General features: G+C 41.2%; 17 protein-coding genes and 3 tRNA genes. 10 read left to right on the top strand and 10 right to left on the bottom strand.

Features of this window, described 5'->3' with window-relative positions; genetic code table 11:
* Positions 1 to 36 precede the first annotated feature (36 nt).
* Together HYD_RS02590 and cgtA are read right to left on the bottom strand one after the other, a co-directional pair.
* Positions 37 to 119 (bottom strand) — tRNA-Tyr (locus HYD_RS02590).
* A gap of 112 nt (positions 120 to 231) precedes the next feature.
* Positions 232 to 1,221, bottom strand: coding sequence for an Obg family GTPase CgtA (gene cgtA, locus HYD_RS02585; protein ID WP_236864653.1), 990 nt, complete (start codon positions 1,219 to 1,221; stop codon positions 232 to 234).
* Positions 1,222 to 1,371: 150 nt separating this feature from the next.
* On the opposite strand from cgtA, the gene HYD_RS02580 reads away from it, so the two are divergent.
* Positions 1,372 to 2,121 carry a response regulator transcription factor gene (locus HYD_RS02580; protein WP_236864651.1) on the top strand — a complete coding sequence of 250 codons (750 nt, stop codon included), beginning with the start codon at positions 1,372 to 1,374 and terminating at the stop codon, positions 2,119 to 2,121.
* Positions 2,122 to 2,196: 75 nt separating this feature from the next.
* Here HYD_RS02580 and bamE read toward each other — a convergent pair whose 3' ends face one another.
* Positions 2,197 to 2,697, bottom strand: coding sequence for an outer membrane protein assembly factor BamE domain-containing protein (bamE, locus tag HYD_RS02575; RefSeq protein WP_236864649.1), 501 nt, complete (start codon positions 2,695 to 2,697; stop codon positions 2,197 to 2,199).
* A 145-nt stretch (positions 2,698 to 2,842) separates the two neighbouring features.
* Between bamE and HYD_RS02570 the strand changes: the two genes are divergently transcribed.
* Complete coding sequence (locus HYD_RS02570) at positions 2,843 to 4,036, top strand: UDP-N-acetylglucosamine--N-acetylmuramyl-(pentapeptide) pyrophosphoryl-undecaprenol N-acetylglucosamine transferase (protein ID WP_236864646.1); 1,194 nt, start codon at positions 2,843 to 2,845, stop codon at positions 4,034 to 4,036.
* Between the two features lie 25 nt (positions 4,037 to 4,061).
* Here HYD_RS02570 and truA read toward each other — a convergent pair whose 3' ends face one another.
* Positions 4,062 to 4,817: a tRNA pseudouridine(38-40) synthase TruA gene (gene truA / locus HYD_RS02565; protein WP_236864645.1), complete on the bottom strand. Its 756-nt coding sequence runs from the start codon at positions 4,815 to 4,817 to the stop codon at positions 4,062 to 4,064.
* 74 nt (positions 4,818 to 4,891) lie between these two features.
* Positions 4,892 to 4,964, bottom strand: a tRNA-Trp gene (locus HYD_RS02560).
* Positions 4,965 to 5,136: 172 nt separating this feature from the next.
* Between HYD_RS02560 and HYD_RS02555 the strand changes: the two genes are divergently transcribed.
* From HYD_RS02555 to HYD_RS02545, 3 genes are all read left to right on the top strand, one after another.
* Positions 5,137 to 6,450 carry an MFS transporter gene (locus HYD_RS02555; RefSeq protein ID WP_236864643.1) on the top strand — a complete coding sequence of 438 codons (1,314 nt, stop codon included), beginning with the start codon at positions 5,137 to 5,139 and terminating at the stop codon, positions 6,448 to 6,450.
* 127 nt (positions 6,451 to 6,577) lie between these two features.
* Positions 6,578 to 8,182, top strand: a complete 1,605-nt coding sequence (locus tag HYD_RS02550) for a lysine--tRNA ligase (RefSeq protein ID WP_236864641.1) — start codon at positions 6,578 to 6,580, stop codon at positions 8,180 to 8,182.
* Between the two features lie 143 nt (positions 8,183 to 8,325).
* A complete protein-coding gene (locus tag HYD_RS02545) occupies positions 8,326 to 9,435 on the top strand; it encodes an extracellular solute-binding protein (protein WP_236864639.1) in 1,110 nt (369 codons plus the stop codon).
* A gap of 19 nt (positions 9,436 to 9,454) precedes the next feature.
* Here HYD_RS02545 and HYD_RS02540 read toward each other — a convergent pair whose 3' ends face one another.
* The 3 genes from HYD_RS02540 to HYD_RS02530 form a co-directional block, all read right to left on the bottom strand.
* Positions 9,455 to 10,291, bottom strand: a complete 837-nt coding sequence (locus tag HYD_RS02540) for a hypothetical protein (RefSeq protein ID WP_236864637.1) — start codon at positions 10,289 to 10,291, stop codon at positions 9,455 to 9,457.
* Between the two features lie 23 nt (positions 10,292 to 10,314).
* Entirely contained in the window at positions 10,315 to 11,826 is a 1,512-nt protein-coding gene (gene xseA / locus HYD_RS02535) for an exodeoxyribonuclease VII large subunit (protein WP_236864635.1), read from the bottom strand.
* Positions 11,827 to 11,847: 21 nt separating this feature from the next.
* Positions 11,848 to 11,924 (bottom strand) — tRNA-Pro (locus HYD_RS02530).
* A 297-nt stretch (positions 11,925 to 12,221) separates the two neighbouring features.
* On the opposite strand from HYD_RS02530, the gene HYD_RS02525 reads away from it, so the two are divergent.
* On the top strand, positions 12,222 to 12,755 hold the full coding sequence (locus HYD_RS02525; RefSeq protein ID WP_236864633.1) for a hypothetical protein: 534 nt from the start codon (positions 12,222 to 12,224) through the stop codon (positions 12,753 to 12,755).
* Positions 12,756 to 12,901: 146 nt separating this feature from the next.
* On the opposite strand, the gene HYD_RS02520 is transcribed toward HYD_RS02525, so the two are convergent.
* Positions 12,902 to 13,588 carry a hypothetical protein gene (locus HYD_RS02520; protein WP_236864631.1) on the bottom strand — a complete coding sequence of 229 codons (687 nt, stop codon included), beginning with the start codon at positions 13,586 to 13,588 and terminating at the stop codon, positions 12,902 to 12,904.
* A gap of 197 nt (positions 13,589 to 13,785) precedes the next feature.
* On the opposite strand from HYD_RS02520, the gene HYD_RS02515 reads away from it, so the two are divergent.
* The 4 genes from HYD_RS02515 to HYD_RS02500 all read left to right on the top strand — a co-directional run bounded on the left by HYD_RS02515 (position 13,786) and on the right by HYD_RS02500 (position 20,157).
* On the top strand, positions 13,786 to 16,083 hold the full coding sequence (locus HYD_RS02515; RefSeq protein ID WP_236864629.1) for a hypothetical protein: 2,298 nt from the start codon (positions 13,786 to 13,788) through the stop codon (positions 16,081 to 16,083).
* A gap of 127 nt (positions 16,084 to 16,210) precedes the next feature.
* The gene (locus HYD_RS02510) at positions 16,211 to 17,341 is read left to right on the top strand and encodes a M50 family metallopeptidase (protein ID WP_236864627.1); all 1,131 of its coding nucleotides are present in this window, start codon (positions 16,211 to 16,213) and stop codon (positions 17,339 to 17,341) included.
* Between the two features lie 20 nt (positions 17,342 to 17,361).
* Positions 17,362 to 19,074, top strand: coding sequence for a hypothetical protein (locus tag HYD_RS02505; protein ID WP_236864621.1), 1,713 nt, complete (start codon positions 17,362 to 17,364; stop codon positions 19,072 to 19,074).
* Between the two features lie 129 nt (positions 19,075 to 19,203).
* Positions 19,204 to 20,157 (top strand): acetyl-CoA carboxylase carboxyltransferase subunit alpha, encoded by a 954-nt coding sequence (locus tag HYD_RS02500; protein WP_236864619.1) that lies wholly within the window; start codon positions 19,204 to 19,206, stop codon positions 20,155 to 20,157.
* A gap of 181 nt (positions 20,158 to 20,338) precedes the next feature.
* Here HYD_RS02500 and HYD_RS02495 read toward each other — a convergent pair whose 3' ends face one another.
* A complete protein-coding gene (locus tag HYD_RS02495; protein ID WP_236864617.1) occupies positions 20,339 to 22,705 on the bottom strand; it encodes an Rne/Rng family ribonuclease in 2,367 nt (788 codons plus the stop codon).
* Between the last annotated feature and the right edge of the window lie 91 nt (positions 22,706 to 22,796).

Genomic DNA, 22,796 nt, shown 5'->3' with positions numbered 1-22,796 from the left:
CCCGTACAAACAGGCGCCCTTTGTGCTCCTATAAAATGGAGAGAGTAGGATTCGAACCTACGTAGACATTCGTCGACAGATTTACAGTCTGTTGCCATTGACCGCTCGGCCATCTCTCCGTATAACAACGATTACGCCCCGCGAATTCTATAGTTTATGCTGTTATGTGTCAATAGAGACCTGGCTTAACGCAACAAGCTCGACAAGCTCTGCAGGTATTACCAGAGCATTTTATGCTGCATAAAAATCGCATATAGAAGATCGTAGCTTTTCCATTCCGAGCTCTGTTAAGCACGATACTGATACGATTTTAATGTTTTCATTAACATCGGAAAGTCTAGCTATACATTCTGCTAGTTGGGCGCTATCTATAAGATCTGTTTTGTTCAGCACTACCATTTCTTTTTTAGAAAAAAGGCACTTATGGTATTCGCTTAGTTCGCGCCTTATAGTGAGGTATGATTCTATGGGGTTGTCCGCTGATGCATCTATTACATGTAAAAGGGCGGCGCATCTTTCTGCATGACCTAGGAATCTGTGGCCAAGGCCCTTTCCTTTATGAGCGTTCTCTATTAGTCCTGGGAGGTCCGCTATTACTAGGTCAACGTTTTTATATGAAAAAGCGCCAAGCTGAGGAAACAAAGTTGTGAAGGGGTGGTCTGATATTTTGGGAGCTGCTTTCGTAAGCCTAGATAGAAGAGACGACTTTCCAGCGTTTGGAAGTCCTATCAATCCGATATTTGCAAGTAGTTTTAGGTGTAGCCATACCCACATTTCTTCACCCGGTTCGCGAGGGCCGCTAACTCGAGGAGCCCTGTTTGTTGAGGATTTATAGGCTGCGTTTCCTACGCCCCCGCGCCCTCCACGAGCTATGATGAAGGTTTCTTTGTCGGATTTAAAGTCGTGTATAATATAGCTGCAAGATTCATCCCAAATTTGCGTTCCAATGGGGACTCTTATTACAAGATTTTCTGCTGATCTTCCAGCTTTATTTTTCCCTTTGCCATCTTCTCCATGTTTTGCCTTAAAGTGTTGTTGATAGCGGAAAAATGTTAAAGTGTTCATTCCGCTTGTTGCTTCGAATACAACATCACCTCCTCTTCCACCATTTCCTCCATCGGGTCCCGCGAATTCTATGTTTTTTTCGCTTAAAAAGCTCACGCACCCGTGTCCTCCATTGCCGCTTTTTACGTTTATCTTAGCTTTGTCAAGGAATTTCATAAAAACACTACCAGTAGCATAACAGAGTCATTTTATCACTATTGCGCAAAACAGGAATAAATGCGACTCATATAGGCTCTGTTTAATAGTTTATACAGTTTTTGGATATTGAAAAAATTCTTTGTATATGTGAGATATAGCAACGCCACCATGCCATGTGTGTTTTTTATAGGTATAAGTTTCTTGCGGAGGGAAGAGAGGATGGACCGGTTGGATGCGTTTATACAAAATAAGAATTGGCATATTTTAATAGTCGACGATGACTCTAGGCTTAGAGCTCTTCTTTCGAGGTATTTAAACGGGAATGGGTTTTTCGCGTCTTGTGTGGAGTCTGTTGCTTCTGCATATAAAGCTATGGCTATATTCGAGATAGACTGTATAGTTGCAGATATAATGATGCCTAATGAGCGAGGGACAGAATTGCTTTCCAACAGTAAGATAGAGTCAATTCCTCCTGTGATATTTTTGTCTGCTATGAGCGCGGGAATTGATAGGATAAATGGTCTCAAGCTAGGAGCTGAAGACTATATTACAAAGCCCTTTGAGCCTCAAGAACTTGTTCTTAGGCTTAACAGAATCCTTAGCCATAAAAATGAGAAAAACTCTTTCTCTTTCGGCGAATTTGTTTACGATTTTTCTAATAAAACGCTAAAAAATGGTAAGGGCGAAACAGTTCTATTGTCTTCAACCGAGCAGCAGTTACTAGAGGTGCTGTTGAGAAATTCGAATAAAAGCGTTTCGAGAGAAAAGATAGCTCACGATTTGCAATATGAAGAATATAACGTGCGCACCATAGATATGCAGATAAATCGATTACGCCAGAAAATAGAGAAATGCCCGAAAGAGCCGTTGATAATAAGGTCTATAAGAAAGAAAGGCTATTGCATAACAACAGAATAGTCGAAGTCCTCATGATTAGAGTTTCACGCACAGTGCGGTTACAGAGAGCATAGTGTGCGCTACAAAAAAACAGAATTATCTCGGTAAAACAGGCTTAAATCTGCCAACGTTCCTGAACATCCTCTTTATGAAATTGTCTCTGTGATAGGTTGGTTGTTTAGTTTCTTTGCCTTCCATCCCTATATCCGAATATTTGTCTGAGAGCTCTATTTTTTTAACGCTCCCGTCGTTTTCAAAATAAATGACACAAGCTAAGTTTTTCTTAACTTCGTAGTCATAAAAAGCTTCAGATTCTATCTCTTGATGAATATAGTACCAGGTGTTCGGTTCGTATTTAAAGACTAAGCTCGGTTCTCCTAGGAGGTCCAATATGTCTTGCTTTCTCATTTTTGAGCTTTTCTCTTTGAGGATTTTGGCGGAAGCTTCGTTAAGCTCTATATTTCCTTGAAGCTCTTTTTTCGCTTCACACGCTGTGACTGCGGCCGCCAGAGCGATAAAACGCAGCGTATTACGGATATTCAGCATAATCTCAACCAATGAGCAAAAACTTAATACAGGATGGCGTAATTTTGCCATAATGTGCGCTGCTATGGAATAGGCAGCTCGGAATGGTTTTGTATATGAGGGCTGGAGAGCTATATTAGTTACGGATCTCTATGAAGATGTATAATTGGCTATGTGTTATCTGTGGCCAAAGTGGCTTTAGGAAAATAGGGTTAAAATGAAATTTCTTCTTGTTGCTGGGGGGACTGGAGGTCATATGTTTCCAGCGCAGGCTATGGCTGAATTTATAAAATGTCGTGGACACAGAGTGACGCTTATGACAGATGATAGAGGCGTTAGATTTGTCGAAGATAATGTATATGATGACGTGTTAAATGTTGGAGATATATCAAGTTTTCTTGGTGTTATCAGATTATTAAAAGAGTCATTAAAAATGGCCGTTTCTAATAGACCAGACGTTGTATGGGGGTTTGGCGGGAAGATTTCTGCTGTTCCCATAGTAGCCGCAAGGATTTTTGGAATAAAATTCGGAGCCCATCAGTCTGATTTTATAATAGGCAGGGCCAACAGGGCGATAGCACGTATTTGTGGTAGTTTGGCGGTTGGGTATAGGGAATCAGTCGAGCATTATAAAGAATGTAAATTCAGAATAGTATATACAGGTACGCCTGTGAGAAAATGTTTTTGGAGCATTCCTCGTGTTAAGCGCTTATCAGATGACGTGATAAATGTGTTGGTAACTGGAGGCAGCCAAGGAGCAAAATTTTGGCAAAATGCTATGCGAGAAGCGTTACTATTGCTGTCTAATTCGGAACGGAGGCGAATTGCCGTCACCCATCAATGTCGCTGCGATCAAGTAGCAGAAGTGAGAGAAATATACGAAAAAATGGGGCTAGCCGGGTTTTTTGTTACAGGCTTTATACGCGATATGGCAAGCGAGTTTGCTAAAAGTCACGTAATATTTTCCAGAGCTGGCGCTTCTACAATTTCTGAGATCATGGCCTCCGGTAGGGCTGCGTTTTTTGTTCCGTATCCATTCGCAGCAGACAATCACCAGTATTTTAATGCAAAGGTGATTGTGGATGCAGGAGCTGCGTGGATGTGTTGCGAAAAAGATACAGATGGTTCGGATTTTGGTGTTAGGAATGAAGCAATGCGCTTGAGTGGTGCTGGGTGTGATGCGGTTAATAATTTTCATCAGCGCGCCCTTCTTGAGCGAGAAAATCAGAATGATCAAATTTCTTACTGCGCTTCGCAAATGGCAAGAGTTTTAACCACGTGTTTATACGAGTTTGACGAGGTTATTGCTATGTCTGATAATGCAAAATCTATTGCGTGCGAAAGTTCTGCAGAGCTGTTGTTTAGTTTTATGACTGAGTACGAATCAAAAACTAATGTTTCGGAAAAATAGGACCAGAAACTATAGAAAGATTTTTTCAATTGTACTCGATTTTTGACAAGTATAGACCGTAAGGAGGAGCGACAAACCGGTTGTTTGTCTTTTGAGCAAGCATTTTCGCGACTTCATCTTCTTGAATTTTACCTGCTCCCACGGCTGCTATTGTGCCCACCATCATTCGAACTTGCTTATGCAAAAATGATCTGGCGCAGAAATGTATCTCCACGATGGTGCGATCAAATTCGTGCCTAGTTTCATAAACTGAAGACGAAAGTATAGTCTTTATAGGAGATTTGGCCTGACACTCGGAGCACCTAAAACTTGAAAAATCATGCGTTCCCTCAAACATATTTGACGTACGCCTCATTGCCTCTATGTCTAGGTGTTTTCGAATCCACCAGGCTCTGTTTTTCAGTATCACGCTGTCGCTTGAACTTTGCAAAATTTTGTATATATAGCGTCTCTTAGTTGCAGAGAATCTAGCGTGAAACGATGAGTTTGTAAGTCTACAAGAATTTATTACGCAAGCTCTCTCATCTTTTCTCAAGTAAAAATTTAGCCCTAGTCGAAGCTTTTCTGGGTCTAAGTCTTTTGAAATATCGAAATGAGCTACCTGTCCAAGAGCGTGTACGCCGCTGTCTGTTCTTCCCGCTCCGTGTACACATACAATTTCTCTTGATACATTAAAAACAGCTGTTTCAATCGATTCTTGAACAGTTAGCTCACCGGCCTGCCTCTGCCAGCCTCTGAAATATGCGCCATCGTATTCTATGTCTATTCGAAATCTTGGCATAAAACCCATTTCCAATCGTTTCGCAAAAAATCCATCTAAGGCTCTACAAAACAGCGTGTGCGAGAAATTCGATACAGGAGCGAGGGGGCTCGAACCCCTAACCGCTGGTTTTGGAGACCAGAACTCTACCAATTGAGCTACACTCCTTCGACAACATACTACATCGCATGAAGTTGTATTGAAAGTGGATTGTGTCTTCTTGTAGTTCTATTGGGAGGGCATATCTCGCAAAGCTAAGATTTTTGTGAGAGCGTGTAGCGATTTTTATACACTGGTAGTGTAGGCTATTCTAGACTATGAAAGGCGCTTTAGGATTGGCATGAAAGAAAAAAGGAATTCTTCTGGAAAGACTTTGTCTCCGACTACAAAAACAGCGCTTCTTATATGGGCCATTACAACCTCTTTTCATTTATACCAATTTATTTTTAGAAATTCTCCGGCTGTTCTTGGGGATGTTTTTGCGCGTGACCTTCATATGTCTGCCGCTATGTTAGGAGCGTTTGCGTCTATGTATTACTGGGCATATTCTCCTCTTCAGGTTGTTATGGGGTTATTAATAGACAACTTTGGACCAAAAAAAATAGCGCTTTTAGGGCTATCTTTGTGCATGATAGGCGTGTTTATTCTGGGCGTAGCTCATAATGTGTTTATTGCGTGCTTTGGAAGGTTTTTAATAGGTGCTGGAGCCGCGTCGTCGTTTCTTGCGCCTATTAGGCTCAGCACGATATGGTTTAGCAAAAATCATCTTGCGTTTGCTATTAGCATGGTTTCTGCGTCTGGTAAGGTTGGCGGGGCTCTTTCAGGTGTATTTTTGCTGGGGTTTGTCGGGCTGTTTTCGTCATGGAGGGCAGCTTTTATTGTTCTTGGGGCTGTTTTCATAATATTGTTTTTCGCTGTATGGAGGTTTGTGAGGGATACGCCCGAAGGAAGGTTTGTTGCTCCATCTGGAAAAATATCTTTTCATAGCATCGCGAGACAACTTAAGACCGTATTTTCTTCTCCTGCTATATGGATGGTTGGGATCTATGGCTATTCTATGTATCTTCCGATATCGGTTTTTTCTGACATGTGGGGACCATCGTTTGTAAAAACCTTGCATGGAGTGGCGATGGAGGAGGCGTCGAAGACTACATCGTTGGTTCTTATTGGGTCGTGTATAGGAGCTCCTGCCGTTGCGTATATTTCGGACAGAATAAAGAAAAGAGTGATTTGCTTGAAGGCCTCTGTTGTTGCGTCGCTTTTAATAGCATCTTCTTTGTTCTTTTTTGAGCATTCTCTTATGACGACATACATTCTTGTAACATTATTTGGCGCTTGTTGTTCTGGACAAATACTCATTTTTGCTATTGGAACTGAGCTTATGCCAAAAAAGCTTTCAGGAACAGCTACAGGAATTGTGAATATGATAAATATGGCTGGAGGAGCCCTTCACGCTCCACTTATAGGGAAAATACTTGATGTTATGTGGTCTGGCGCTATAGATCCAAATGGAGCGCCGGTACGCTCAATATCAGACTATAGGTGGGCTATGTCTACGGTAGTTGTCTGCATAATTATTGCTGGAGTGCTTACATTTTTTATACCAGAAACATACGGCGGGGCTAGAAAAAAAGGTAAAATCTTTTCCGAGTAGGGTGTTGCGATTTTTTGTTGACTCTGTGGTTGGATCTTTCTTTACGAGATGTAATGACGACATATTGTGCCAAATTTCCTATTAGTCTACATTAGTCTATGGCTGGTGTGGTTTGTTGAAGGGTTTTATGTCTGTTGTGTCTATATCTCGTGAAATTATGGAAAAGGCTGGAGCGTGGCCATTTGAGGAAGCGAGAAAGCTTGTAGATAGGCTTAATGGTGAGAACAGGACTGTTCTGTTTGAAACAGGATATGGTCCATCAGGCCTTCCTCATATGGGAACTTTTGGTGAAGTCGTGCGCACATCCATGGTTCGATTTGCATTTGAGCAGATGACTGGACTGAAAACCGACCTCATATGTTTTTCAGACGATATGGATGGACTCAGAAAAGTTCCAGGTAACGTTCCAAATCAGGATATGCTGGCCAAATTTTTGAACTACCCTTTGACAAAGATACCAGATCCGTTTGGGAAATTTGAGAGCTTCGGACATCACAACAATGCGATGCTTCGCTCTTTTCTAGACTCATTCGGATTCGAGTATAGGTTCATGAGCTCTACAGACTGTTATTTTTCTGGGATGTGGGATGGGGTTTTGCTTAAGGTTCTGGAGAGTCACGAAGAGATTTTAGATATAATGCTTCCTACTTTGGGCGAAGAACGCCAAAAAACATATAGCCCATTTCTTCCGATATCGCCAAAGACTGGAAAAGTCTTACAAGTTTTTATTGAAGAGTATAGGGTGGAGGCTGGAACAATAGTATTTAAAGATGAAGATGGAGAATTAACAGAAGTTCCAGTCACTGGTGGACGCTGCAAAATGCAGTGGAAGGCCGACTGGGCCTCGAGGTGGGTTGCTCTTGGAGTTGATTATGAGATGTCTGGAAAAGACCTTATCCCGACTGTAAAAGCGTCTTCTCAGATATGCAAAGTTCTCGGCGGAAGACCGCCGGAAGGATTCTCGTTTGAGTTGTTTTTAGATAAAGAGGGGAAGAAAGTTTCCAAATCCAAAGGAAATGTTGGGCTTAGTGTTGAGGATTGGATGAAATATGCTCCTCATGAAAGTCTTTCTTGCTTTATGTATCACGCTCCTCGTCGGGCAAAAAGGTTATATTTTGATGTAATCCCAAGATATGTGGATGAGTATATAAGCGGACTGGAAAGATTTGATCAACAAAGAGACACTGAAAAGCTTGGGAATCCTGTGTGGCACATTCATAAAGGAAATCCGCCAAAAGCTGATTGTCCTGTAAGCTTTATGATGCTTTTAAATCTCGCCAGTGTGTGTGGCGCAAAAGACAAAAGCACTTTGTGGAGGTTTATTTCAAGATATTGCAAAGACGCATCTCCGAAAACGATGCCGTTTTTTGATAGGTTAACAGAATTCGCTGTGCGATATTACAACGACTTCATACAGCCAAGTAAGCAGTACAGAGCCCCTTCGCAAACCGAGCGAGAAGCAATTTTAAACCTGCGCGGCTATTTGGAAACCCTGCTGTCTGCGCTAGAATCTTCTGAAAACCTAGAGCAAATAATTCAGCAGGAAGTTTATGAGATGGGCAAGCGTTATGGATTCCAAGATCTTAGAGAGTGGTTTTCATGTTTGTATGAAGTTCTTCTCGGACAGAGAGAAGGCCCTCGTATGGGGTCATTTATAGCGTTTTATGGTGTAAGCGAAACTATAGAGTTAATAGATAAAGCTCTTGAACAGCCTGGCTCAAAAGGTCGGTAAATAAAAATTTATTGATCCAGACTATAGAGACTTTAATCGGAAATTTGCTTCTCCAGCGCTTCAGTGCCGCTTATAATATGCGTGTGATGCATCCATATTTTTGATACAATCCGTATAACATTATACGAAAAGAGCGCGTTGGTATGTTTGTTATAAAAAGATTTTGCTTTTTACTGCTTAGTATTTCGTGCGCTATTTTTCTAGAGCTTGCACCGTGTGCTGCGAGGGGACCAAGAGAAGTATATATATACTGCTGGGCAGATTATGTACCTCAGAGCGTGATCAAACGATTTACTGAAGAAACTGGTATAAAGGTGTTATATGATGTGTTTGATTCTCCGGAGGCGCTTGAGGCTAAACTGATATCGAATTCAGGTTATGACGTTGTGTTTCCGTCTGCGTGGCCGTCGTTTTCACTTGGCGTGAAGAGCTCTTTGTTTCTTAAGCTTGACTATAGCAAAATCCCGAATGCGAAATTTTTGAGTAAGAAAATAATGGACAGGCTTTCCAAAGCAGACCCTAAAAATCAGTATGGCGTTCCTTTTGTGTGGGCTATGACTGGTATAGGGTATAACAAAGATTCAGTTAGAGCCCTGGTTGGAACGGAGAAGATAGACAGTTGGGGCGCGATATTTTCTCCTAATGTAATAAAACTGCTTGCTGCCGGTAGAGTTAGTTTGTTGGACTCTCCGTCTGAAGTTTTTCAGGCTGCGTTTTTGTATTTAGGAATAAACCCATACACGAAAGACCCTAAAGATTGGGAAAAAGCTGCGTTGCTTATCATGAAAATACGGCCATATATCAGCAGGTTCGACTCATCGCAACAGGTCACAAATTTGCTTGATTCTAATACGTGTCTTCTTCACGGATGGTCTACATACGTCAACATGGCAAAGGAAATAGGACGAGAATTTTCAAACATAAAATTTGTTATTCCGAAAGAAGGTGGAACGATGTGGATAGATGTTCTTGCAATACCGAAAGACAGCCCGCACGTTTTGGAAGCGCATGAATTTATAAATTTCATACTTCGGCCAGATAATATGGCCGAGATAAGCAATACTGTGCGCGCTGCAAATCCGGTAGAAGAATCATACCAGTTTGTGAGTCCAGAAATTTTTAATGATCCGGCAATATTTCCTACTGATGAAGTTGTTGAAAGGCTTTACCAAGAGCAAGAACTTGATGCTAAGACTCAAAGAATGGTGACTAGGATGTGGATGAGAATAAAAATGGGATATGGATGCTTGTAATTGCGCGGGAGTTTAAATATTATCTGCTGCTGTCAATAGGGCTTTCCATATTTTCAGGATCTATTGCGTCTTTGTCGTTTTGGCATTCTTTATCAAGCTTTTCTACAAAGTCATCATTGCCAAATGCTTGATATGACACTGAGATGGCTGTTAAAAGAGTTTCATTTATCGACCTGATAGAGCGTAACTTTGCTTCTAGAAGAGTGATTTTTTCTTTATTTCCAGATTCCTCTGCGGCTTTTTTATGAAACTCAAGGATATATTCAGCAAGGCACAAGGCGTAGCATACTTGTGCGACCATGTTCATTTTCCCGTCTTTCGATTGCGGAAGTCTGCTTGAAAGAATATCTTTGCACTTAACGCACGCGATGCCAAGCTTTTTAGATTCTTGTTCTGGGGAGAGCTGCTGTTTTTGCATGAGGTTCTCAATAGAGAGATGAGATTTTTCTTGTTCCATTTCTCTCTTTTCCGTTTTGTGTTGGTTTTTATAATCTTTAGAAAGACGGTTTTTTTGCTCTTTCCTTGCTTTTTCCGAATTTTTTATATCTTCGTCTATGGGGATAGCCTCGCTGTCTACGGGCTCTTCTTTTTCTGCATGGTCAGAATAAATATTTTCGTCGCGCTCTGTGTTATCAAGGTCTTCGTTTGCGTGATCATTTTTATCCGTAACCTTGTGGGTGTAGGGCCCCGAGAATCCTTTCTCAGAAGAAAAAGCAAGAGATGAAGACAGAAAAGCAAAAGAAAAAACAAAATCTAGGCTTGTCACTTTGTATACGGTGCCGCTGGCCTGCTTTAACGATCCTTTAAGCTTATCAAATTTGAAAATAAAAAACAGCGATATGTCAAAGACATTCACAGGTCGAAGTCGTTATATATGGTTTAAATTATTTCCTGTTCGTCACGTGCTATATAGTTGATGACTCCGTTTGCAGATCCATCGAAAAATTTTATATTTATTGGTTTTGGCTCAAAGGAAATGTCTACCTGGGTTATGGATTTTAGTAGGTTGCCCGAAGAATCATATATGAGAGAAAATCCGCGGTTTAGGGTGTTCTTATGCGAAAGCGCGTGCAAAAGTCTTGCGCAGGACTCTGTTTTTTCTGTGTTTGCTTGCATCAGCCTGTATATTGCCTTTATCACTTTTTCCTTTGTTAAATTCGATTTTTGAGATAAAAGGGCAACTTCCTTTATGGGTGCTTTTTTGATTCTTGACGAGGCTATCTCGTGCCGGTTATGTTTTTTGTGGAAAAATGCTAGAAATGATCTGCTTGTCTTTTCTATGCGAATCGATAGAGAAGAGCGTTTGTTGTTGCAAAAATTCTTGAGAGTTGAAAGTTTTTGAAACGCTGTTGAGGCCTTCATCGATGAAGACGACATTATGGATATACAAGAAGACCTGATACGCGTTTTTTGAGTGTTAAGGGAAGATAGGAGCTCTTTTCTTACAGGCACCGCCAGCTCAGCGGCTGCTGTTGGTGTTGGAGCTCTTATGTCTGATGCATAGTCTATAAGTGTTGTGTCTGTCTCATGTCCGATAGCTGATATGATTGGAATTACGCTGGCAGCTACTTCTCTTACGAGCTCCTCGTCATTGAATGGCCACAGGTCTTCTATGCTCCCTCCTCCTCTGGCTATTATGATGACGTCTGGCTTTTTATCGGATTTAATTGTGGCACTATTAAAATGTCTGATAGCTGCGATAACTTCCTCAGCTGCTGTTGATCCTTGTACATTTACTGGAAACAGGATTACATGGGTTGGCATCCTGTCGTTTAGCCTGTGTAAAATGTCCTGTATCACTGCGCCTGTCGGAGAGGTTATGATTCCTATTATATTTGGCAAAAATGGCAGTTCCTTTTTTCTTTCTCTAGAAAAAAGACCTTCAGATGCCAGCTTTTTTTTCCTCTCTTCGATAAGTTTCAATAACGCTCCCTGTCCGCTGTGAGAGATATGTTGTGCTATGACTTGATACTTTGAACGCGCAGAGTATACCGTGACCGATCCTCGGCAGACAACTTCCATTCCATCTTCTATTGCTATTGCTAGCTTTGCGAAGGCCCCCTTCCAGCATACACAATCGATAGCAGAGGATTTATCTTTTAACACGAAATAGGCATGGCCTGACGAATGAACTTTAAGTCCTGAAATTTCTCCCTGTACTTCTATATGAGAAAAGTTGCTCTCTATGTTTTGTCGTATGAGGCCAGAGAGTTGGCTTACGGTGAATGCCATCATCGGAAGTATTCCGCTGAACGACAGTTCTTGTTGTTCGCTTGTTTTGGTCATGTTTTTAGACTTTTTTCTAGCTATTATTTTTTTCTTTTCGCATGAGGTTGCGGAGTCTTTGTCGCTAGGTCCAAAGTTTTTTCCGTTAGTGCGATCGTTTGTCATGGAAGCTGCGCAAAATAAAAATGGTCGGAGTGGCGGGATTTGAACCCACGACCACCACACCCCCAGCGTGATGCGCTACCAGGCTGCGCTACACTCCGACTCGTGATGCACAAAATCTATCCCACTTTTTTAAGATATGCAAATATGTCGCAGAAAAATGAGTTCTATAAATATTTTTAAACGATGGGGTTGTATTGAAAAGCTACGGTAATCCAAGAGTTTTGTGGGTTGCTAATTTAGAAATAACTGCTTTGGAATTGTCGGCGGGAAATGACAAAAAGCTAGAGAAAATATCCTTTTTGTTTGCCAAATCTTAAGGTTTCTTGTCATCTCGTGTTTCTCGCATTGCGTGCTTGATTGATTGTTAGTTGAATTTAAATGTATAGGAAAATATAATGCCGTGTAGGCGCGTTATGGGTTTTGACATGAAGAAGTTTTCCTGCTTGCTTTTTGTTTGTATTGCTGGCGGTTTGTGTTGCGGAGGCTCCTGTTCTGGTGGAGTTTCGGAAGCTCGGCGTGGTGGGGAAAAAAAGGCAGATGGAGATAATAAAAAACCTTTAAACAAAAAAGATGATGAGAAAAAGAAAAAAAAGGTTAAGCCTGTTTTAAGGTTGGCTATTAGAGGAGCGGCATCGACTGGCGCGAAAGGAGCTACGGCTCTTCCTACTACTTTTAGGATGGTAAGCGGTGCTTCCGGAGATAAATCCCATAAAAATCCGTCTTGGGAAAAGAAATATTTCGATTCGACAAACAGCGCTAGAGAAAGCAAGGTAGGATCGCTAGACGCTGGAATAGAGCTAGACGCCGGCAACATAGACGCTGCGGTTGCAGAGGCTATGGACGAAGCTGCAGCATATGAAAAACGCATGGACGCGACTCTTCCTTCAACAAAAACAACTAATACTCGCAAAGACGATATGGCAGAATAGCAAAAAGCTCAAAGCTGCACTGCGCAACGAACGATTCTAAGAGTAGCTCTCTGAGCGACAACAAAAGCATACCCCCCAACCTCTGAGCATCGGATGATATCCGCAAAGCAGAGGAGGGGGGCTCTCATTTTCCAGAACCTTTCGGACTATTCCGAAGAGGTTTTTTCTGAATTTTTCAAGCCGCGAACGCCAGTCGCCACGCTCTTTAGGTATTTTTCCATCTGGCAATCATAATTTGCAGTACCTGGAGTCAGAGAAAATTTACCGTCTACTTCTACTTTATACGACAATGTTTCGCTCTCAGAAGAATTCGGAAACGCAAATTTTATGGCCTCCACAAGCTCATTGGCTGCGGAGAACAAGTCTTTATATTTCAAAGGTCCATTAGAGACAGACGCTGGAAATTTTCTTATCTCGTCGCGTCCGCGCTCTGAAAAAAACTTTTCATCAGAAAAAACTTTCTCAAAATCTTCAAAAATCTTAGAAAAAAGTTCTCGTCTTAAATTCAGAGAAGGACGTGTTTTTTCAGCAGAAAAAATGTCAGTCATCATTGGTCCACAAATTTTCAAACCCAGATCGTCTGCAGGAGTCGGGGATTTTGGATCGAAAGATACCGCTATAACAGTTTTATCCGGACTAACGGCACTGTTCTCAATGGCGACAGAGATAGAGCCGCTCTTGATGAGAGTTTTACCCTTCCCATCTTTATCCGTTGAGAAGGAAAAGAGTCTTTCAGTCGTATAGTTTTGTTGGCGGTCCACGCCGACGGTTGCTCTGGCGTCACAAGAAATCCCGCAGGATGCTGCCAAAAATGCAAAAAGAGCTAATAACATATTATTTTGTTGAAAAAAGGATAACCTATAAGGTAATATGACGCTTTTTTATCGGAATGTAAATAAAAAATTTACGGCAATATAGATACTTAACACCATTTGACAGCAAGATTTTGAAAGAGAAGCCGGCAATGGCGGTGACTCTGAATGACTCAAAAATGGAGAGCGCAAGATGCGCTTTAAAATTTTTCTGAAAAATGGCTAATATGAGAGCATCAGAGGATTTGCAGAACTTAATGACGATGGAAAGCAAAACAAAGGGGTGTGGCGTTTTTATTGCGGCGGCTGTTCTTGTGTTGGTCGAGGTTGTGCGCTTTGCTGTTTTTAAAATATTTTACACCCCGACCGTGACCGGTTGGTTTCTTGCAGTTGCGGCGTCGTCTGTTATTTCTTTAAGTTCCGTGCTGCTGATGTTTAGTAATGCGCGAGAGAAATGGCATAAGGCGGTGGACTTGTGTGATGCTCGAATCTCTGATATATCGGGTGGTTTTGCGAGAAGATGCGTGAACAGGAATCGTTTTTATTGTTCTGCTAACCTTGTTAAAGGTGTTGTGTTCTTTTGTTCAGGAGCTGTTGTAGCTCTTATCTCATTTTCTTTTTTCTTTTATTTTGATATGTCTGACGAAAGCTTGCATTTATACTGTTTAATACATGGGGGCGAAAATAAGCCGCTCTTTCTTACAACTTTTTATACCTTCTTTCACAATATAGGCGCTTTGTTTGGTCACTCTCTTCTTGGGTATAGATTTTTAGGACTTTTTTCTGTTGTTGCTGCGTCTATAGCGTGGGCTGTATGGGTGCTAAAGTATGTCTGTAGGGGTACGTCTATGGGATCCAAGGCGGCATCTATTTTTTGTGGCATTGTATTGATTCATTCTTTATTTTTCTACAGCTTTACATCTACGTCGTTTTCTTATTACACGGTTGCTCTTTTATCGTCATTTATTTGGGCGACAGGTATGGTTATGCTTTTTTATGCAATGGACGAATATGACTGCGCCGGTCAAAATGGTATGTGGTTTGTCAGAAAAGCATTGGTTCCTGTGTTGGCGATAAGCTTTGCGGCGCTTCTTGCGTTTACTGCCAGGATACCTCAGGCGTGCGCTCAGGTTGCTGCAACAGTTTTGATGATTGTCGCTTTTAGCAGAAGGCGCACTATATGTCGTAATTTTGTGTCAGCGGCAATATTTTTGTTTTTTGTAGGCGCGATGACTCTTTGTTATATAGGGTTCAATTGGTCTATAGTTAGGCAATTGCCCCGTCTTTATGAGGTGGCGTCGCTGCAAGAGCTGTATGAAATCGAAGTGGTGTTTAGAAGATTTATAGATATGTCTTTTAGCGCAGCGCTCAGAACTCGGGCTCTTATCTTGCTGATTCCGTTTGCACTTTTGTTTATGTTTTCTGCTAAAAAGGTAAAAAATTTTAGAAATGCCGTTGCTATATTTTCTGTATTATCTGCTGTTTTTATTTTGTTCATTGTTTTACAAAATGCGTGGCGAACTTTTGACAGTTATGTGCTGCACCAGGTTACCGTTAATTCGATGGTGTTTGTTATATATCTTGGTTTAACCATTCTTTCTGTTGCATATTTTTTCATGTTTTCTGAACGCAAAGGAGCGTTGCGAAGCAGGGTTATAGCGTCTGCGGTCGCCGTTAGCGCATCGTTCATGTTCGCTATCGGGTCTTCATTGTCTTTTCATGCTCTTGTTGCGAGCGCTCTTGGATTATTTTCTATGCCGTTCCTTATTATGCTGCTAGACTCCACTAAAAGATTTAGCTTTGCGAACTGGTATACCATTATGGTGACAGTTCTATTTTTTGCTGTGGAATCTTCATACATATTGTCCCTACACGTCATTAGGGCCTGTCACACAAGCAAACTTTTTCTTCAAACTCATCAGTCTCAAAGCAAATATCTGAGGCATATAAACATAGAGGAGAATTTTGTAACTCCTATAGACAATTTTATAAATGCGCTTCATAAGATCGGGTTCAACTTTAAGAGTGACAGGGTGTTTGTGTTTCCTTTTGCTAGTGGATTTCTTGCTGCCAGCGGGGTAAAAGCTTTAGGTTGCGTGTGGAACGCTGATGCGCGTACAAATTATCTATGGAGGGGGATAGACGATTGTAATTGCGCGTTTTTGGATATCGATAGGAAGGACGAGTCTATACGAAATGTGTACATTTTGCTTCTTTCTGAGAAGGCTTGCGATTATGGAACTGAAAGCGCGAACTCTTGTTTTGATAGATTTTGCCGTCATGCGAGCAACATGAAGGTGAAGAGTATATTTTCTGACGAAAGAGAATATAGAAAAGCGCAAGATGGACTTATAGATACGAAAAACTTGCCGAAAGAATTTAAGCTGCTACTTCGTATGCTAAGGGCCAAAAAGGATTTAAGCGCTATGTATATCGGGGATATGTTTTTTTATAATACGTTGCGTGATGTTAGGGATATATGGCTTATAGGGCCCTACGAGCTTCAGATGAAATAGGACCGCTTTTTCTTCTTGAAACCAATTAACATAAACGGTTTTTCGAGAGGTGGCGGGCCAATTCATTGAAGTTTAATTGTTTTTGGCATAGCATCTATCAGGATTGATTTTTGTTAAGGGTTGCTTTATGGCTGGTTTTTTTTCATCTTTGATTGCTTTTTTTCTTGTGCTTTCGCCAATAGTGCTTGTTCATGAGCTGGGGCACTATTTTGTTGCGCGCTACAACGGTGTGCATGTGGAGAGTTTTTCTATAGGGTTTGGTCCAAAGTTAGTTGAGTGGAAGGATAAGCGCGGAACGAGCTGGGGAGTGAGAGCGTTTTTGTTTGGCGGGTATGTAAAAATGTTGGCAGATGCTGATGCGTCGAGCGCCCCAGACAGAGAGAAGATGTCAGAGCTTTCAGAGGAAGAAAAAAGTATGTGTTTGCATAACAAAAAGCCTTGGCAAAAAATAGCAGTTGCTGCTGCTGGACCGTTTGCCAACTATCTGTTCGCATTCGTGATATTTTTTTCTTTGTTTTCTATGTTCGGAGAGAGGGTGTTTCCTCCTGTTGTTAGCGTTATTCCTGGCGGAATAGCCGAGGTATCTGGCATTGGAAGTGGCGACAGGATTTTGTCTATAAATGGTGAAAACGTTAGGGATTTTGCAGATATTATGATGAGACTTTCCTCTGCTCCATTTAGAAAAAATCTGAATCTTTCCATAAAAAAGGTAAATAAAGATGAGGTGGAGGAGATAGTTGCGCGGTCTCCAGACGGGGCTTCAGAGTATAAGTGGCTTGGGAAGCTTGGAATAACTCCTGACCAGACGAAGGCTTACAACAAGAAATATTCTATATCAGGGGCGATCAATAGGTCTGTTAACAATCTTGTGGACTTGACCATAATGCCTTTGAAGGTCATAAAAGATGGCGGAGTTAGCAACTTGAGTGGTCCTTTAGGGATCGCGCATCAGGCTGGGCAAGTTTTGGGACAAGGGGTCCAGTCAGTTTTGTTTTTCGTCGCGATACTTTCTGCGAGCATTGGTTTTTTAAACATTCTTCCAATACCATTTGTCGATGGAGGTAACATAGTTTTGTACATAATAGAGTGGGTAAAAGGCAGTCCGCTTTCGGAAAAAGTCTATGGAGTTTTTGCCACTGTTGGTATAGCTCTACTGTCGGCGCTCTTTTTATGGGTTACTTGGAACGATGTGAGCAAGATAGAAATGGTAAAGTCAGCTATGAAAAACTTAAAACAAAAGTTAGGATATACGGAATAAATGAGAACACTTAAAAAATTATGAATAATAGCGTAAATGAAAGTTTCGCGGCTGGCTTTTGGAGAGTTTTTTATGTAGTGGCGCCTGCTGTTGTGCTGGTTTTGGAGTTTATAAGGAAAAATATTGATGAAATTTGTGGGCTGCGGTATGTTATGTCCTCATTTGTGTTCATTATTGCCATATCTGTTGCTGTTTATGCCTTGCTTTTTGTATTATTTAGGCTTTTTTCAAATGGTAGAAACTTTCCGGTAGAAACTTTAACCGCGTATTTTGTTCTTTTGTTTTTTACGTACTTTCCTATAAAATCCGCCTTAACTGTATTGTCTGGGTCAGTTTTATTTGGTCTGGCATGGGTTGTTTGCGTGTTGTCTGGCGCGGTTGCATTGTATTTTATGCTTAAGACTGCTGTCGGCCGGTTATTTTTTAAGAGTGTAATAGTTGTAGTGGTATGTTCAGAGTGTATATATTCCGTATATGGTTTATGGACATATAGTTTTCCAGCGCGAACGGGAAATGTAAGTCCGGTATGCGTTATTAAGAAAAAACCTAATGTCTATTTCTTTTTACTTGATGCGTATCCCAATGAAAGTACTTTATGCGATATATTTAGCGAAGGTGGTGAACTTTCTAAAGAACTTAGAGGGCGAGGGTTTTGCGTTGCAAAAAATTCGTTTTCTAACTATGGAGAGACGATATATTCGCTGACCTCGCAGCTTAGATGCGACTATCATGCGGTCAGCAAAAGAAACGGAAACATTTATATTCCTAAGATTCCATACAAAACGATATATACAGAGAACGAGACCATAGCAACATTTAAAAGCAGCGGGTACAGATATGTTTGCGCATCTGAGTATCCATTGCTTATGTTTATTGGAAAGATGCTTCGAGACGCAAAAAATCGCGGGATAGTGGACAAAATAATACGGTCTGACGAAAGCGCTGAGAAACAAGCGCGTATGATAATCGCTTTTTTCTCGAGAAATTTTTTGTCGCAAACTGTTCTTAAAACGTATACTAAGCTTCTTACAATAGGAGAAGTTTATTCAGAACCGGCGCTTATTGAGAAAAATCTCGACGGTTTGCTGGTCGATAAGAAGCCGTTTTTTTTATTTGCTCATTTTTTTCAGGTGCACGACGGAGTCATAACTGAAGCCGGTCTTAGAAAAAGTAATAGATCGTGCGCATTTATAAATGATAAATGCAAAAAGGAGTTTAGAGCTGCTGTTTTTTCTTTTAACTCAAAAATACTTAGCCTTATAGATTGCATATTGAAAAAAGATAAAGGCGCGGTGGTGATAGTGAACAGTGATCATGGCGTCGCTCTTAAAGAATTCCCAGATGGCGCAAAGATAGAATGGTCGAATATGTATTTTCAGAATGATCTTGTGAAGGTGCTTAAATACAGATACAGAAACCTTGTTGCGGTGCGGATCCCTGAATTTTCTGATTCACCAGGTGTGGTGCGGAGTATGTTTGGTCCGCGCGTATCTTGCGTTAACATATTTAGAGTTGTATTCAACTATCTTGGTGCTAGTAGATTAAAATTGCTGAACGACAGGATATATCATCACTATTTTCACGGTCCTTCTTTGAAAAAGTCGCAAAAAAGAAGGGAAGTAGCGGAGCTGCTGAGAGAAGCTGGGGCGAATACTAGTGAAGAAAGTGCTAACGGAGATGAGGTTATGAATATACTTCCTCTTATTTATACTGATGAGCAGACTAGAGAATAGGTAGAGCGGGCTGGATGGCATAAAAGTAGCGGTTACTCTTCAGAATAGGTGGCTGGTTTTTCTGTACATTGAAAATCTATCTAAAATTGTATAGCATCGACGGTGTATAATTTGTTTGCTGATTAATTTGTGTTTCTAGATTTTGAATTGCCTGTAATAGAGTTGGAAGAAAAAATAAAAGGCTTAAAAGCTATTCATGGAATAGATGACCTTAAAATTCAGGATGAAATAGCGCGTCTTGAGAAAAAAGCGACGGCTATGTTAAAGAGCATATACAGCAAGTTGTCTCCATGGCAGAAAGTGTTGGTGGCTCGTCACCAAATGAGGCCTCGTGCTAGCGACTATATAAGTCGTATATTTCAGCAGTTTGTTCATCTTGCTGGGGATAGGAAGTTCGGAGAGGACAGAGCTATAGTTTCTGGTATTGCTAAGTTGTACGGTAGGTCTGTGCTTGTGATAGGGCATGAAAAGGGCAGCGACATGAATAGCAGGATAGCTCATAATTTTGGAATGGCGCATCCTGAAGGATATAGAAAAGTTGTTAGGCTAATGGATTTGGCTGATAAGTTCAGGCTTCCTGTTGTTTCGTTTGTTGATACTCCAGGAGCATATGCAGGAACGGGAGCCGAGGAGCGCGGACAGTTTGAGGCCATCGCTTCTTGTATAGAAAAGAGCTTGTCGGTTTCTGTTCCGGTTATTTCTATAGTTATTGGTGAGGGAGGGTCTGGGGGAGCTATTGCGCTTGCATGCGCAAACTATGTTATCATGCTCGAGCATTCTGTGTATTCTGTTATTTCTCCTGAGGGGTGCGCTTCCATACTTTGGAGGACGGCAGATAGAAAAGAAGAGGCGGCCAGCGCTCAAAAGTTGACTGCGCAAGATTTGCTTCATCTTAGGGTTATAGACTGTATAGTTCCTGAGCCGCTTGGAGGCGCGCATAGAAACCAAATAGCAGTTATAGATTCTGTGTCAGATATGATAAAGAGGAAATTGGCTGATATGCTGCTTGTATCTGATGTTAGGCAACACAGGGTAGAAAGATTCTGCAGGATAGGGAAGTGTATAGACGCCATGGGGCGCTGATAGGTTTTGGATTTTGCATGGATATTGATCATTCCGAGCGAGAAAGTTGTTGTAACTCGGCTTTGTTTGTCTTCTGTTTTTTAGATGCCGATGGGGAATTGACCGCTTTTTTCGAAAAACATGCTGGGGGACCCGGGCGATTTTGTTCGGTTTTCCATCCTTGTGACGCGGATTGTTGAGTTTATGCTATCCCCTTTTGATTTTGATCTTCGTACCCCTTATAGCTATAGTTTTGAGCTGTAACAGTTGCGCCTTGTTCTTGTTCTACATGTTTTTTTCTGAATTTTTTGCGTTGAGGCCGGATTTTTTTTTGTTTAGGTTGCTCGAAACGAGCGTCGCCGTCAGTTTTTTGAAGCTCGCGCGCGCCGTATAAATCGTCTGTTTCGACAGCAACTGGGTGATTATAAAAGGGTTCATCGTTTTTGTCTATTATCGGGGTTTGAGAGGCTCTTCCTTCTTGTAGGGCGGCTAGCTCGCTATCTGTCTTCATAGTTTCGTTTTCTTTTTCCGATTTCTCTAACGCGGTATATGGTTTTTCATGTTTTTTTTGTTTTGGCCTACGCCTTCTTTTTCCTTTTAATTTTTTTGTGTCTTGAGGGGTATCTGACTCCTCTATGCCGCTAGAACCGGGGGCAGACTCTCTTTTGGTCTCATGTGAATTGGCAATAAGAGATGATGATATCTCGTCGCCGCCTTTTGCATCAACAGATGCCGCTTTGTCATCAGGGTTTTGTTTTCGGCTTTTTTCTCTAGCTTCATTTTTATTCAGCTCGCCATCAAAATGCTTTTTCGATTCTTTTGTATCGTTTTTATTTTTTGCTGATTTATTGTCTGTGTCTGAGTTGCAGATATCGTACTTAACATCTTGGATTTTAAACACGTGGTTATAGAAAGATTGGTCAGAAGAGAAAAATATGCGCTTTGAATATAGAGATTCTATTTCTGCTAGCATTGCCCTTTGATCGTTCAAAATATAACCAGCCATTTCTCCAGAAGTTACAACATGGAGGGTCTCTTGGTCTAATTTTTGAGCAATTTCTTTTGTTTCTCTGATGATTCGAATGGCCATGAACTGGACAGAAGGTGTACGTCCAGACCCAAGGCAATTTGGACAGCATGAAGATATTTTTTCAGCTATGCTTTGTGTGGACCTTTGTCTTGACATTTCTAGCACTCCGAATTGGCTTATCTTTCCGAATGTTATATTTGCTCTGTCATTTTTAAGAGCTTTTTTCAGCTGGGTTTCCACTTGCGCGCAGCTCGAATTGTTTTGCATATCTATGAAGTCTATAACTATGAGTCCGGATAAGTTTCTGAATGTGATTTGCTTAGCGATTTCTGTTGCGGCCTCAAGGTTTATTTTGAGCGAGGTTGTATCAAAATTCTTGGATCTTGTGGCTTTGGCCGAATTTACGTCTATTGCTACAAGAGCCTCAGTTTGTGATATTATTATGGACCCTCCAGAGGCGAGCCTAACGGTAGGGTTGTACATTTTATCGATTTGGTGGTTTATTCCGTGGTTTCCAAACAGGTCTCCTTCTTCCTTTTTGTGTAAAACGACGCGTCTTGCATGGCTCGGCATCATTACTTTCATAAAAGCCTTAGCTTTTTTGAATGCTTCGTCACCATACACTATGACCTTGCTAATGTCAGATGTGTACATATCGCGCAAAGCTTTTACCAATATATCTCCCTCTTCATGCATAATGGCGGGAGCAGATGATTTAGATACTTTTTCTGTTATGTCAGACCACATTCTAAGTAGATAGTCTGAATCTCTCTTTATCTCTGTTTTTCTTTTTCCAAGAGCGGCAGTTCTTATTATGAGGCCCATTTCTTTTGGAATATCAAGATCTTGGATCATTTCTTTAAGAGTCTGTCTGTCAGCTTGGTTTGAAATCTTTTTTGACACTCCTTTGCCTTTTGGTGTGTTTGGCATAAGAACGCTTAGCCTTCCCGGAAGAGACAGGTATGTTGTAAACGCAACGCCTTTATTATTTCTGGTGTCTTTTATAGCTTGGACTAAGAGAATTTGGTTGCGCTTTATAACATCTTTCACATTATACTGCTGAGAAATAATGTCCGGTTTGCTGTTGCTTGCAGGGGAACAGTCTTCGTCATCAGTCCCAGAGTCGGTGTTTTCTAGCTGCTCCTGAGGTTGGCTGGCGATCTCGTTTATAGGCGATTCGTCTTCTCCAATAGAGATCGAAATATCGCACAGGTCTGAACAACTGCTGCGCTGCGTGTGCGCCGACTTTGCTTCGAGAGATGCTATTTCCTGCTGTTTTTTTGCCGTCTCGCTGAGGTTATAGTAAGAAGGGTGGATGTTGGAGAGCGGCAAGAAACCGTGTCTCTCGTCTCCGTAGTCTATAAAAACAGCCTGAAGAGACGGTTCTATACGTGCGACTTTCGCAAGATATATGTTTCCTTTTTTTGACTTACTATGCGAAAACTCACAATCAAATTCTTCCAACACATCCTTGTTCAATACGGCGACTCTCGCCTCCATTTCTAGCGACTGATCGATTAACATTACTTTTTCAGACATATAAACCAATTCCTCTTTACATAAAATTTATTCCACTAGGCATATCATTATAACAACATGCAACGAAATCATAATAAAACTTTTATCTCTT

The sequence above is a fragment of the Candidatus Hydrogenosomobacter endosymbioticus genome (assembly GCF_021654655.1).
GTDB lineage: Bacteria > Pseudomonadota > Alphaproteobacteria > Holosporales > GW7 > Hydrogenosomobacter > Hydrogenosomobacter endosymbioticus.
The sequence above is the reverse complement of the archived record's forward strand: the minus strand, read 5'-3'. Positions and strand labels throughout refer to the sequence as shown.